Genomic DNA, 12,975 nt, shown 5'->3' on the forward strand with positions numbered 1-12,975 from the left:
TAAGGGAGCATCGCCAGCGTCACTGCCCGCTAACGGAACATCAGCGATGACTATCGCGATACAAACTGGGTGACAAATGCGTCAAGGCGCGGAATTGTCGGCTGAATGCACTGTGGTCGGTGTAGCCGCAGCGCAGGGCGATGTCGGTGATGGGCAGGTCTTCTTCGCGCAGCAGGCGCGAGGCTTCTTCCAGGCGCGCCTTGTGGATCAGCTGGCGCGGGGTGAGCTGGAAGATCCGCTTGCAGTGCCGCTCCAATTGCGCGACCGACAGCCCGGCAATCGCCGTCAGTTCCGCCAGGCTGATCGGGCGATGGAAGTGGGCGCGGATGTGCGCATCCACCGCCGCCACTTTCTGGAACGAAGGATGACTGGATTGCGGCAGTTGCAGGTCTCGAGAGATGCCGGCCAGACCGACGATGCGACCTTGCTCGTCGTGCAGGGCGATCTTGTGGGTCAGGCACCATACCGGCTGATTGCCGTCATAGAGGTGCAGCTCCAACTGGTCGGCCAACTCGCGGCCACTGCTCAGGACCTTGCGGTCCTGTTCGGTGTACAGCGAGCCAAAGCGCGCCGGGAACACCTGCTCGGCGGTCAGGCCCAACAGTTGCCGGTGGGTCTTGAACCCGCAACGCCGGGCCAGGGTGGTGTTGACGAAGGCATAGCGAGCGGCGTCGTCCTTGATGAAGAACACCACGTCGGCCAAGGCGTCGAGCAGTGGCGCCAACGGTTGCAGGCTGACCAGCAGGTCGGGCAGGTGGCAGGGACTGGCAGGAACGAGGGCGGCGAGCATGGCGTCAGGCTCCGGAAAGGACGCCCGGAGCATAGTGCCCCCGGCCCGCTGCGCAAAGTGCTGGCGATGGGATCAAGTAGGCGGGTGGTCGTCGATGCAGAGCAAGGTCGCGATCCGGGCCGGGCTGAAGGGCGGGCGAGGTGTGGACGGCTGCCAGCCGAACAGCTGCGCGGTGGCAGCACCACACACCCGGCCCTGGCAGGCGCCCATCCCGCAGCGGGTGGCCAGCTTGGCCTCGCGCCAGGAGCCATGTGGTTGAACGGCCGCGTAGGGCACGTCTTCACAGCGGCAGACCAGTGTGTCCGGTTCGCACAGGGTGGCGAGCGCCGGCCTCAGGGCGAACGCGCGGTTCAGCACGGCGGCGAAGCCCTGCCAATGGCTGCGCTGCGACCAAAGCTGTGCGGCTGCGGCTTGATCGCCGACCGCAGCGTGCCCAGCGATGCTGCCTTCGACCAAAGCCAGCTCGCTGCCGCCGAAACCGGTGCATTCGCCGGCGGCGAAGTGATCGGCCAGGCTAGTCGCCTGCCAGCCATCGACGGCAATGGTTCCAGCCTGCAACGCACAGCCCAGGGCCTCCCCCAACTGCGTGTTGGGCACCAGGCCGAAGCCACAGGCCAGTCGCTCACACGGTATTTCCACGGTTCGCCCCCGTTGCATCAGGCGCACGCCTTCGAGCCGTTCGCTGCCGAGCGCGGCCAGTACGTAGCTGTCGGCGCGATACACCGCTGAGCCGAGTTGCAGTGCTTGCAGCGCCTTGTGCGGCCAGCGTGGCAACTGCGCTGCGAAGCGCGCGACAGCGCCGGTGCTGGCCTGCTCGGCGATGCGGATCACCCGAGCGCCCTGCTTTTGCGCGGTGTGGGCGCTGGCCAGCAGCAACGGACCGCTGCCCGCGACGACCACACGCTCGCCCGCGATGGGCAGGCCGCCCTTGACCAGAGCCTGCAAACCTCCCGCGCCGGTCACGCCGGGCAGTGTCCAACCGGGGAAGGGCAGCAACAGCTCACGGGCGCCGGTACACAGGATCAGCTTGGCATAGTCGATGATCCAGCCGCGCTCCTCGTTCTCCACCAGCAAGCGGTAGGGCGCGGGCCGGGCAATCACTCGGGTGGCGGTGTGGAGCTGCACATTGCTATATCCCTGCAAGCGCTCACGCAGTCGAATCACCTGAGTCGGCAACGCGGCGTGGGGCCCGTCGCGCCAGATTTGTCCACCGGGGGCCGGATTGTCGTCGAGCAGCACAATGCGAGCCCCGCTGGGTGCTGCTGCCAGTGCCGCATGGAGGCCAGCGGGGCCAGCACCGATGATCAGGACCTCGGCGTGTTCGTTCATCATGAGGTGTGCACCTGCATGCCGTCGCGGCAGTGCGTCTGGCACGCCAGGCGCCGGGAACCGTCGATGGTGACCCGGCACTCCTGGCAGATGCTCATGCCGCACAGGGGCGCACGCCGCTGGCCGCTGACCGAGGTCCGCGTGCAGCCGTCACCGGCGATCGCCAGCGCGGCTGCGACACTGGTGCCTGCAGCCACACGCAGTGTGCGACCATTCACAGTCAATTCAGGCATGGGCACATGCTCCGAGAAAACGCTGTGGCAGGTACGGTGCTGCGGCCAGCGGCAGCGATTCGTCGAACAGTTGCGCCACCAGCAGGTCGGCGGTCGCCGGTGCGGTCGTCACCCCCAAGCCCTCATGACCCACCGCCAGCCACAGGCCCGGACGCTGTGGATGCTCACCCACCAAGGGCAAGCCGTCCGGGCTGGCCGCGCGGAAACCGGTCCAGGCACGAATCACGTTCATGTCGTTCAGGGCAGGGACATACTCGGCCGCGCGCCTGAGCATTTTGGCGAGCATCCAGCCTTCGACGTCAGGCTCGGTGGTGTCGAATTGTCGCGAAGCACCGATGAACAATTGCCCGGTCGGGCGCGGTTGGATGTTGCAGGCCGTAGACGGGCCGCTGGCGGTGTGGGCGCTGGTGACGTAGCCCAGCTCTACCAGCGTATGGGTGATCTGCGCGGGGTAGCGGTCGGTGATCGCCAGATGACCTTTCTTGGCCTGCACGGGCAACTCGGGGCACAGCGCGGTGGCCTGGATGCCATTGGCCAACAGCACCAGATCGGCGCTCAGCCATTGACCGTCGGCCAGGCGCACACGGTGGCCGTCCACCTCAATGACCGTGGCGTGTTGCTGACGAATCAAGGGATGGTCGAGCATCCACTGCGCGGTCGCCGGTGCATACACAATACCGTCGCCCTTGATCAACAGACCGCCTTCCAGGCCCTCGCGCAACAGCGGCTCACGCGCGCGCAGGGCGGTCGCACCAAGGATTTCGCACGCCTCGCCATGCTCGCGCAGCACCTTGAACTTGTGCTCGGCAACGGCCATTTCCTCATCGTTCGCAGCCAGCCAGAGGGTGCCGTTGCTGCGGTACGCACAGCCCTGAGGCAGCGCCGAGGCCATCTCGCGCCAGCGCCTGAGCGAGTATTGGCTCAGCGCCAGTTCGGCGGCGTTGTCGTCGAGCACCAGCAGGTGGCCCATGCCAGCCGCCGTGGCGCCGGGCTGTCCGGCGTCCAGCACCTGAACGTTCAGGCCACGTTTGGCGAGCGCCTGGGCGCAGGCGGCGCCGACGATGCCCGCGCCGATCACAATGGCGTCGGCCACGGCCTGCGTGCTCACAGGCGAATGCCCCAGGCGAAGGGGTCGTTACCGTGCAAAATCAGCGTGGCTTCGGCGCTCACATACGCCTGCCCGCGAATGGTCGGCACCACCCGCCCATCGGCGCTCGGCTCCAGCGGCTCGTAGGACCCTTCGAACGTGCTGCCGATGACGCTGGCCTGACGCCAGATCTGGCCGGGCTGCAGCTTGCCGTCGGCTGCAAGGCACGCCAGCTTGGCGCTGGTCCCGGTTCCGCAGGGCGATCGATCGTAGGCTTTGCCCGGGCACAGCACGAAGTTGCGGCTGTCGGCCTGCTCGTCCTCGGCGAACAGTTCGATGTGGTCGATCAGGCCACCGTCTTCGCCGCGTAAGCCTTGATCCTCGAGCGCCCTTTGCACGGCGACGGTGTAGGCCGTGAGGGCTTCGAGGTTGTCACCGCTGACAGCCAGCCCATGCTCGGCGATCAGGAAAAACCAGTTGCCGCCCCAGGCGATGTCGCCCACGACCGGGCCGAAGCCCGGTACGTTCAGTGCTACATCCTTGCGGTAGCGATAGGCCGGCACGTTGCGCACGCTGACCGAACCGTCGTCATGCAGTGTCGCCTGAACGGTGCCCACCGGTGTCTCGACGGCGTGCATACCCGCACCGATGCGGCCCAGATGGGCCAGCGAGGCAATCAGGCCGATGGTGCCGTGGCCGCACATGCCCAGGTAGCCGGTGTTGTTGAAGAAGATCACGCCGGCGCAGGCGCTGGGGTCCACGGGCGTACACAGCAGCGCGCCCACCAGCACGTCGCTGCCACGCGGTTCCAGCACGCAGGCGGCGCGCCAGGCATCGTGGTGTTCGGCAAGCCGTTGTCGGCGCTCGGCCATGCTGCCCGTGCCGAGCTCGGGGAAACCGCCGATCACCAGGCGCGTGGGTTCACCCCCGGTGTGCGAGTCGATCACTTCAATGCGGTTCATGGGCCACTCGTCGAGTCGTTTCAGTGAACCCTAGCGTGGCGCAGATGAGGCGGTGGGGCTTGAGCGATTTAACGCGTGCCGATGACGAATTCGGCACAGTGGCTGATTTTATTGGCCGGTTCCCAGGACGATTTCAACGCGCGCTGGGCAGGTGCTCGAACAGGGTCTGGCAGACCCCGGCGATGTGTTCGTCCAGCAGGCGCACGGCAAGCTCGACGTCGCCCGCGCGACAGGCCTGGAGAATCTCCCGGTGCTCGTGGTCGGCGCGATCCTTGCCGGCCGACAGGCTCATCTGCATGCGCAGGTAACGCTCCAGCTTGTCGTTGACCGAGCGAATCATGCCCACCAGAAACGGCCGCTGCGCAGGTTCGTAGAGGCAGGCGTGCAGCGCCCAGTTCAGCTCCGCCCAGCGGCCCACGTCGTTCTCACCGATGAACTCGCGGCAGATGCTCTCGGCGCGGACGAAGGTCGCCTCGGTCATGTTCGGAATGGCCAGGCGCAGCACCTTGTCTTCCAGCAGCATGCGCACTTCGAACATCTGCGCCAGCTCGGCTTCCGACAAGCGCGTGACCATGGCCCCGCGGTTGCGCTGGAACATCACCAGGCCCTCGGCTTCGAGGCGCTTGAGCGCTTCGCGCACGGGGATCTTGCTGACATTGAACTGGCGCGCGATGTCGTCCTGGCGGATCGGTTCATCTTCGGCAAAGTGCCCGGCGACGATCGCGTCGCGCAGGTGCCGAGTGATGATCTCCGAGGTCGAAGGCGAGTTGCCGAGGTCCGGCGCGTTGAGTTTGGTCTGGGCCACGTCACTGGGTCATTCGAGGGATTGAGCGTATAGGGTATACGCTTTTGCGCCGGGTTGACTCGGCATCCATCGGCCTAGCGCGACGAGCCCTGCCGCCGATGGTGCCGGTACAGCTTCACCAAGGCGAAAGCGAGCAGGGCGCCGAAGCCCAGGGACACCGCCTCCACGCCTGCGCGTTGCCAATCGCCGACCCGTGCGTAGTGCCACAGCGCCTGGCCGGTGGTCCACTGGTTGAGCAGCGGCAGGCACAGGCACAGCAGCGCCGCCAGGCCCAGTTGCTCGGTCCATGCCCGCTGGCGGGGCCGACACAGAGCGTGCAGCAAGGTCGCCGCCCAGATCAGCAGGAAGCTGCGTATTTCCCATCGGCTACGGTCCGCCAACTCGAGGGGCAGCAGCCGGTTGGCATAGAAATAGCCGCAGCACGCCAGGCCGATGCCGACGCTGCACACCACATTGAAGGCTTCGACGCAGTGATAGAAACGTCGCGTGGCGTCACCGAATTCGTGCTGACCCTTGATCCGTCGCTTGATCGAAAACAGCAACATACCGGCTACCATCATCGCGGTGCCCAGCAAGCCGCTGGTGAAGTAAACCCACCTCAATGCCCAACTGCCGAAATCGGCAAAGTGCAGGGAGCGCATCACGCCTTTGATCCGCGCGCCCATGGACATGCTGGCCGGGTCGGGCCGCTGGATCTGCAGCACCGCGCCGCTGGCGGCGTCGAACAGCACGCTGGCCTGGGCCGTGAACAGGTTGGAGGAAGGTTGCCTCGGGTCCGCACGTCCGATGATGCGTACGCGTGCGTTGGCGGAGCCGGGCGCGTTCACCAGCAGCATCTGCGCCGGTTGCCCGGTCAGCATGCGCGCCTTTTCCAGAAGACCTGCCCAATCCGGAGCTGGACCGGTCGGCTGCGCCATGGAACCGACCACAGCTGGTTCAGCGGCAAGCTCGGAGGTGAAGCGTGCATAGGCGCTATCGTCCGCACCGTACACCGCTTGCACAGGCCACGGCATGTAGCTGCTGGCGAAGATGCACAGGCCGGTGTAGGCGATCATCAGCAGGAATGGCAGGGTCAGTACGGCCGCGGCGTTATGTGCATCGAGCCAGGAACGTGGCCCGATGCCCGGCCGGAAGGTGAAGAAGTCGGCGAAGATGCGCCGGTGGATCACCACCCCGGACACCAGTGCCACCAGAAAGCCGACGGTCAGTGCGCCGACGATCCAGAACCCCAGCAACGGCAACTGCAGCATGTAGTGGAACGACATGAAGTGCCGGCCGCCTTCGGTCTGGCGCAGCGCTGCTGGCGACACTGGCGTTCCGCGAGCAGGGTCCAGGGCGATCTGCTGGATGCCACTGCCGTCGCGCCAGAGCAGGCGTACGGCTTCGCCCGGATGGGCCGGCAACTGCACCCGCCACAGCCGTGCGCCAGCGCCATGCACGGCGAGGTAGCGCTGCGCCTGCGCTACGGCGCGCCCCTCGTCCACCGAGCCCGCAGCGTCGGATGCGGCAATCGGCTGCGCCTCCATCCAGCGGGTGATGGGTTCGCGGAACACGCTGAGCGAACCGGTGAGGAAAATCACGCACAGCACCCAGCCGCACACCAGGCCACACCAGGTGTGCAGCCAGGCCATCGACCGGCGTAGCGTACCCTTCACTGCACTGCGCCCTGCACCGATGCGATCAGAAATCGCCCCGCAAGGTCAGCATGTAGCTGCGCGGCTCGCCGAAGACGTTCGAGCGGTCGACTGCCACGGCCGTGGTGTAGTAGCGCTTGTCGAACAGGTTTTCGGCGTTGAGCTGGACTTTCCAGTGCTCGTCCAGCTTCCAGGCCACCCGCGCATCCCAGATCGCGTAGCCCTGGCTGCCGAAATCCAGCCCGGTGGTCGACGAAGCCTTGTAGTAGGACTGCGCCGAAACGCCGCCACCGACGGTCAGCCGGTCCCAGGCGCCCGGCGGGTTGTAGCTGGTCTGCAGGCGCAGCATGTGCTTGGGCGTCTCGTAGGCAACCTCGACGTCCTCGGTGTTGTTGCGCAGCAGATTGAAGGTGTAGCCGCCGAACACCTGCCAGCCCGGCAGGATCTCGCCGCTGGCTTCCAGGTCGATGCCCTTGCTGCGCTTGATGGTGCCATTGACGTAGCAGGTGCCCTCGGAGTCGTTACTGGTGCAGTTGGTGTTGGCCAGGTCCACCAGCGCGACGTTGGTCTGCTTGATGTAGAACAGTGCCATCGACAGGTTCAGGCGGTTGTCGAACAGAGCGCCCTTGATACCAGTTTCGTAGTTGTCACCTTCGGAAGGCGAGAGCGGCGTGCCGCGGGTGTCGACGTAGTTGCCTTGGGCGTTGAAGATTTCCGCATAGCTGGCGTACCACGACCAGTCGTCGTTGAGGTCGTAGATCACACCGGCATAGGGCGTGACCTTGCGCGTCACCTTGGACTCGTAGGGCAGGGCGGCGCCGCGCTTGATGTCGTAGGTGTAGTCGTACCAGCTGGCGCGGCCGCCGAGCACCAGGCTCAGCGGTTCGCTCAGGCGCAGCCGCGAGTTGGCGTACAGGCCGGCACGCTCCTCGGTCATGTCGATGTCGGTGGTCCAGGCCGGCCGGGCAGGCTTGGCGATGGCGTGGTGGTCGACATCGAAGATGTTCAGCGCTTGGTTGCGCAGGCTGGCGGTCGCTTGCTGGGTGGTGGCTTCCTGCCGCGACCAGGTGCCGCCCACGGTCACATCATGGGTCAGGCCGAAGGCGTCGAAATTGCCGCTGACATGGCTGTCCAGGCCGGTGCTGGTGACTTCGTCCTGGCGGAACAGTGCCCCCTGGAACACCGAACCGGTGTTGGTCACCGGACTGATGGCGCGTCGCGCGTAGGCGATCTGCTGATCGAAGCTGCCCTGGGACACGGTGACCGAGGTGGTGCTCGACCAGCGCTCATTGAAGCGATGTTCGATTTCGGCGAACGCCTCGCTCATCTCGCTTTCGTGCCGGTTCCAGTCCTGCACCAGGGAAGTGGAGCGCGAGATGTCCAGCGCGTTGCCGTTGCTGTAGCGCGGCAGGCCGTAGATCGAATAGCCGTTGATGACGTTCTGCTGATGACGCAGGCTCAGGCTCACGGTGGTGTCGGGGTTCAGATCGGCCTCGACGATGCCGTACACCAGCGGCGTGCGCGTGTTGCGCTCGTCCAGGTAGGAGCCGTTGTCTTCATAGGCGGTGACCAGTCGGCCGCGCACGCTGCCGGTATCGTTGAGCTTGCCGCTGGCGTCCAGGTCCATGCGGTAGCGGTCCCAGGATCCGGCACTGGCCTGAACCGTCAGCCGTGGTTCGGCGGTCGGTCGCTTGCGCACTAGGTTCACCGCGCCACCCGGCTCACCGGCGCCCACCAGCAAACCGGCCGCGCCGCGCAACACTTCGACCCGATCGTAGATGGCGGTGTCGGGCTTCATCCAGCCGGTGATCTGGTAACCCTGACCGGGAACGCCGTCGACCAGAAAGCTTTCCGCCAGCAGCGAGAATCCGCGCGAGGTGTACACGTGGCCACCGAAGTTGCGGTACTGGAAGGTGATGCCTGGGGTCTGTTCGAGCACCTTGTCCAGGCTGGTGAGCTTTTTGTCGTCCATCAGCTGACGGGTGACCACGCTGACGGTCTGCGGGGTTTCCTTCAGGCTCAGATTGAGCTTGGCGGCGGTACTGCTGCTGCCGGTGGTGTAGGAACCAGTACCGTCGGTGGTGCTGCCCAGGTCGTTCAGGGCATTGACCGTGGTCGCGCCCAGGGCCATGGCCGGGTCATCGCGGGCCGGCAGCTTCTGCAGCACCAGGGTGCGCTCGTCGAGCAGTTGCCAGGTAAAGCCGCTGCCGCGCAGCAGGATTTCCATGGCCTGGCTGAGGGTATAGCGGCCTTTCAAGGCAGGTGCACGCAGGTTGGCCACGTCCGCCGAGTTGAAGATCAGCCGCACGTTGGCCTGGTCCGCCAACCGGGTCAGCGCCTGGTCCAGCGACTGCTCGACCGATTGCAGGTCCAGCGCCGTGCTGGCTTCGGCCGCTTGTGCCGAAAGTGAAAACGTCGGCAAGCCGGTCGTCATGGCCAGCAGCAGCGCCAGGGTCAGGGTGCGACCGGCGGCGGGAGCGAAGTGCGGAAAACGTGCCTGCATCTGAAACGTCCGTTATCGAATGGAGATGAAATGCCCGAGAATCAGGGTTCTCTCTGCAACGACGACCGACATAGGCCAACCTTGCCGTCCAGATTGAAATTATTTTCATTATCATCCGCCATTCTGATGATAAGCGTTCTCAATTGGGATAGGATGCGCCGCTTAACCGCCGGGGCCGTGCGCATGTCCGTGTCACCCAACTCCAACCCTTTGCTGATGGTCTTTCAGGAGCACTACGCCGACCTGTTGGCCTTTCTGGCACGTCGCCTGGGAAATGTGGAGAAGGCTGCCGATGTGGCGCAGGACACCTATGTGCGCCTGGCCGGGCTGGCCGACACGGCGCAGATTCTCGAACCGCGCGCGTTCGTGTTCCGGGTGGCGGGCAACCTGGCCATCGACCGCCTGCGTCAGGAACGGCGCTACTGCGCGCTGCAGGGCGAGGAATCCGACGAGGAACCCTGCGATCCCATGGCCTCCCCGGAGCGATCCTTCCTGGCCGCCGAAGCCATCGAACAGCTCGACCACGCCTTGCATCGCTTGCCCAGCAATGCACGCCTGGCATTGCTGCTCAGCCGGCTCGAAGGCCTGACCCACGCGCAGATCGCTGCGCGCCTGGGGGTTTCGCAAAGTTCGGTGGGCAAGTACCTGGTGCTCGCCATGCGTCACTGCCGCGATTGGCTTCGTCAGTCGGAGTGCCTCTAGAATGCACGGTACTGACGTCCTTCCGGCGACGTTTGCGAGCCCATCACCATGACCAAGCCCATGACCCCGACTGCTGCTGCCATCGAACTGGAAGACCAGGCCATCGAGCAGTGGGTGCACCTGACCTCGGGCCATGCCAGCGACGCGGACCGTGACGCTTTTGCCCGCTGGCGCCTGCTGAGCCCGGAGCACGAAGCGGCAGCACGACTGGCCGAACAGATCTGGCAGGCGCTGCCCGAGACTCGCACGGTGCAGACCTTCGTCCCACCCGCACGGCCCCAGCGGCGGCCGCTGCGCTGGGCAGCCCTGGCGGCCGGGCTCGGTGCACTGGCACTGACCGGGCTGAGCGAGCCGGCCAAGGTGCATTTCGCCGACTATGCGACGGCGGTCGGTGAACGCCGCGCACTGACCCTCGAAGACGGCAGCCAGGTCTGGTTGAACAGCGGCTCGGCGCTGTCGGTTCACTACTCCGCCACGCAACGGGAAATCAGCCTGTTCAAGGGCGAAGCCTTGTTTCAGGTCAGCAAGGATGCCCTGCGGCCGTTCGTGGTGCAGGCCTCGGGCGGCAAGGTGCAGGCGGTAGGTACCCGCTTCGATGTCGACCGCCAGGGCGAACACGTACGCGTGGGAGTAACGGAGGGGGAAGTGAAGGTCACGTCCGGCGGCGCGGTGGTGCCGTTGAAAGCGGCCCAGCGCCTGGCTTACATGGCGGGAGAAGCGCCTTCGCCGACCGCGGTCCTGGACCTGGACACAGCGTCGGCATGGCAACGCGGCAAGCTGATCTTCAACCGTCAGCCGCTGGCCGAGGTGTTCGCCGATATCGAGCGTTACCTGCCGGGCTCACTGGTCATCGCCGGCAGCCTGCCGAGCACTGCAGTGAGTGGCGTATTCAACCTTGACGACGTGCCTGGCATGCTCGATGTGCTGGCGCGTACCCAACCGGTACGAATCTATCGGATGCCTTGGCTGACCGTGGTGGTGGTGAATCAGACGCGTGCGTGAGGGGGTATCGAACAGCGTTGACAACGGGGGAATGCGAGGGAATACCGAGGGAAAGCTAGGGCACGAGGCCCTAGCAGACAACGAATGTCACTTTTTTTTCTTCGCAGGCTTTTCTGCTTTTTCAACTTTGTCGGACTTCTTGGCCTTCTCGGCCTTTTCCGGCTTGCTATCGGCTTTCTTCGCAGTTTTCTTCGGCTCTACATCTTTCTTCTTGTCTTTCTTGTCCTTGTCGGAGGACTTCGAAAGTGCGGAAGCTGCAGCAGATTTCTTTTCCGGCGAAGACTTTTTGTCCTTCAATTCCTTGCTGGCTTTCGAAGCGTCGCTTTTGGTTTTCTTTTCGTCTTTAGCCACGTTGACCACCTCTCGGAGAGTGCCGATATTGACACAGTGCCTGTGGGAATATTCACAAGCTGATCATTAGGTGAGCGGCTGGAAAGGCAGTTCAAAATTTTTTTGCGATCTGCGCAGGTGCGCTGAGAATCCTGCCGGGATCCTCAGCGCACACGGGCTCAGCAGGGTTGGGCCACCGCGTTGTTGCTGACCTTGCGACCCAGCACCAGCACCGTCGCAAAACCTGCGCCGACCAAGGCCGTAGCCAGGCTCAGCAGCACCGAGCTGCCCAACTGGTCGACGATCTGCCCACCGAAAAACGACCCCAGCGCGATGATCACCTGGAACAGCGCAACGAACAGTGGCATACCGCGTTCGACGTCCTTGGGCGCGACCACGAACATCCAGATGCTGGAGCAGGCCGGGAACGCGCCAAAGGCAAACCCCCACAGAGCGATCAGCATCGCGGCGCCGACAAGGCTGGTGGCGAAATGCGGGAAGAGGGCGGTGCTGGTGCCGATCATCAGGGCCACCAGCAGCAATGTGTAGCGCACGTTGCGGTTGGCAGCGAACCCGGCGAACACGTTGCCCAGCACCCCGGCCATGCCGTAGAGCAGCAACAGCGAGCCGATGGTCGACCCGTCGAACCCGGCACTTTGTTTGAAAAATGGCGCGACATAGGTGTACGCGGCAAAGTGCGCCAGACCGATCAGCAGCACGGCGATCAAACCCACCCGCGCCTGGGGGTTCCTGAACAGCGCAGGCAGGTCATTGACGCGAATGGCCCGATCCGGGTGCAGCGGCGGCAACAGGAATATCTGCGCCAGCAGCACCGGTATACCCACCAGCGCGGTGACCAAGAAGGTCATGCGCCAGCCCATCAAACCGCTGAGCCAGGTGCCCACGGGCACGCCCAGCACCGTCGCCAGGGTCACCCCCATCATGATGATCGACGTCGCCTTGGCCACGCCGACACCCTTGGGCGCCAATCGGCCGCTCAGGGCAATGGCGGTGGCCCAGAAGCCGCCGATGCTGACGCCCAGCAACACGCGGCCGAACAGCAACACATTGAAGTCGCTGGCGAAGGCCACGATGCAGTTGGCGATGATCATGATCAGCGTCAGGCCGGTGAGCAGGTAGCGGCGGTCCATGGCGCCGATGCCGACCGACAGCAACGGTGCGGCGAGGGCAGCCATGATGCCGGGCAGGGTGACCATCAAGCCGGCATGTCCGGCACTGATGCCCAGGTCGCTGGCGACATCGTTGAGCACGCCCACCGGCAGGAATTCGCTGGTCACCAGAGCGAAGGCGCCGACGGCGACCGACAGAATCGCCAGCCACTGCTGCTTGACGCTCTGCGGCTTGGCTTCGGAAAGGCCGGAGGCGGCCGCGTGGGGGGTTGGCATGGGAATCGGTTCCAAAAGGGCAGGTCGCCTGCGGACAGGCGCGGAGAGCGGGGAATTGGCGGCGATTATAGGGGAGGGTTGCAGCGAGCTGGGAGGCGGGGGGCTTGATAGTGATCATCAGTGAGATCGATCCGGCGCCCCACGCAAGATGAGAGCCCACCTGTGGGAGTGGGGCATCTAATGTGTAGGAGT

At 65.0% G+C, this 12,975-nt stretch carries 12 protein-coding genes; 2 read left to right on the top strand and 10 right to left on the bottom strand.

Translation table 11 applies throughout. The annotated features are described in order from the left end of the window. Positions 1-40 precede the first annotated feature (40 nt). The 8 genes from LT40_RS08185 to LT40_RS08220 all read right to left on the bottom strand — a co-directional run bounded on the left by LT40_RS08185 (position 41) and on the right by LT40_RS08220 (position 9,343). Positions 41-790, bottom strand: coding sequence for an AraC family transcriptional regulator (locus LT40_RS08185; RefSeq protein ID WP_043188701.1), 750 nt, complete (start codon positions 788-790; stop codon positions 41-43). 72 nt (positions 791-862) lie between these two features. Next, entirely contained in the window at positions 863-2,119 is a 1,257-nt protein-coding gene (locus LT40_RS08190) for an NAD(P)/FAD-dependent oxidoreductase (protein WP_043193468.1), read from the bottom strand. Continuing rightward, the gene (locus tag LT40_RS08195) at positions 2,119-2,352 is read right to left on the bottom strand and encodes a (2Fe-2S)-binding protein (RefSeq protein ID WP_043188705.1); all 234 of its coding nucleotides are present in this window, start codon (positions 2,350-2,352) and stop codon (positions 2,119-2,121) included. Before LT40_RS08195 ends, LT40_RS08190 begins: the two co-directional genes overlap by 1 nt. Beyond that, positions 2,345-3,460 (bottom strand): NAD(P)/FAD-dependent oxidoreductase, encoded by a 1,116-nt coding sequence (locus LT40_RS08200; RefSeq protein WP_043188707.1) that lies wholly within the window; start codon positions 3,458-3,460, stop codon positions 2,345-2,347. Before LT40_RS08200 ends, LT40_RS08195 begins: the two co-directional genes overlap by 8 nt. Beyond that, positions 3,457-4,401: a 4-hydroxyproline epimerase gene (locus LT40_RS08205; RefSeq protein ID WP_043188711.1), complete on the bottom strand. Its 945-nt coding sequence runs from the start codon at positions 4,399-4,401 to the stop codon at positions 3,457-3,459. The genes LT40_RS08200 and LT40_RS08205 overlap by 4 nt, the downstream gene beginning before the upstream one ends. Positions 4,402-4,534: 133 nt before the next feature. After that, positions 4,535-5,206, bottom strand: a complete 672-nt coding sequence (locus LT40_RS08210) for a GntR family transcriptional regulator (protein WP_043188713.1) — start codon at positions 5,204-5,206, stop codon at positions 4,535-4,537. 74 nt (positions 5,207-5,280) lie between these two features. Further along, on the bottom strand, positions 5,281-6,861 hold the full coding sequence (locus LT40_RS08215) for a PepSY-associated TM helix domain-containing protein (protein ID WP_052393335.1): 1,581 nt from the start codon (positions 6,859-6,861) through the stop codon (positions 5,281-5,283). Between the two features lie 25 nt (positions 6,862-6,886). Further along, on the bottom strand, positions 6,887-9,343 hold the full coding sequence (locus LT40_RS08220) for a TonB-dependent siderophore receptor (RefSeq protein ID WP_237749291.1): 2,457 nt from the start codon (positions 9,341-9,343) through the stop codon (positions 6,887-6,889). Between the two features lie 183 nt (positions 9,344-9,526). Between LT40_RS08220 and LT40_RS08225 the strand changes: the two genes are divergently transcribed. Together LT40_RS08225 and LT40_RS08230 are read left to right on the top strand one after the other, a co-directional pair. Beyond that, positions 9,527-10,045 carry a sigma-70 family RNA polymerase sigma factor gene (locus LT40_RS08225; protein WP_043188717.1) on the top strand — a complete coding sequence of 173 codons (519 nt, stop codon included), beginning with the start codon at positions 9,527-9,529 and terminating at the stop codon, positions 10,043-10,045. A 48-nt stretch (positions 10,046-10,093) separates the two neighbouring features. Next, the gene (locus LT40_RS08230) at positions 10,094-11,047 is read left to right on the top strand and encodes a FecR family protein (RefSeq protein WP_237749292.1); all 954 of its coding nucleotides are present in this window, start codon (positions 10,094-10,096) and stop codon (positions 11,045-11,047) included. Positions 11,048-11,134: 87 nt separating this feature from the next. On the opposite strand, the gene LT40_RS08235 is transcribed toward LT40_RS08230, so the two are convergent. Further along, positions 11,135-11,407, bottom strand: coding sequence for a hypothetical protein (locus LT40_RS08235; RefSeq protein WP_043188722.1), 273 nt, complete (start codon positions 11,405-11,407; stop codon positions 11,135-11,137). A 149-nt stretch (positions 11,408-11,556) separates the two neighbouring features. After that, positions 11,557-12,783: an MFS transporter gene (locus tag LT40_RS08240; protein ID WP_043188725.1), complete on the bottom strand. Its 1,227-nt coding sequence runs from the start codon at positions 12,781-12,783 to the stop codon at positions 11,557-11,559. Positions 12,784-12,975 lie beyond the last annotated feature (192 nt).

The sequence above is a fragment of the Pseudomonas rhizosphaerae genome (assembly GCF_000761155.1).
Taxonomy (GTDB): Bacteria; Pseudomonadota; Gammaproteobacteria; order Pseudomonadales; family Pseudomonadaceae; genus Aquipseudomonas; species Aquipseudomonas rhizosphaerae.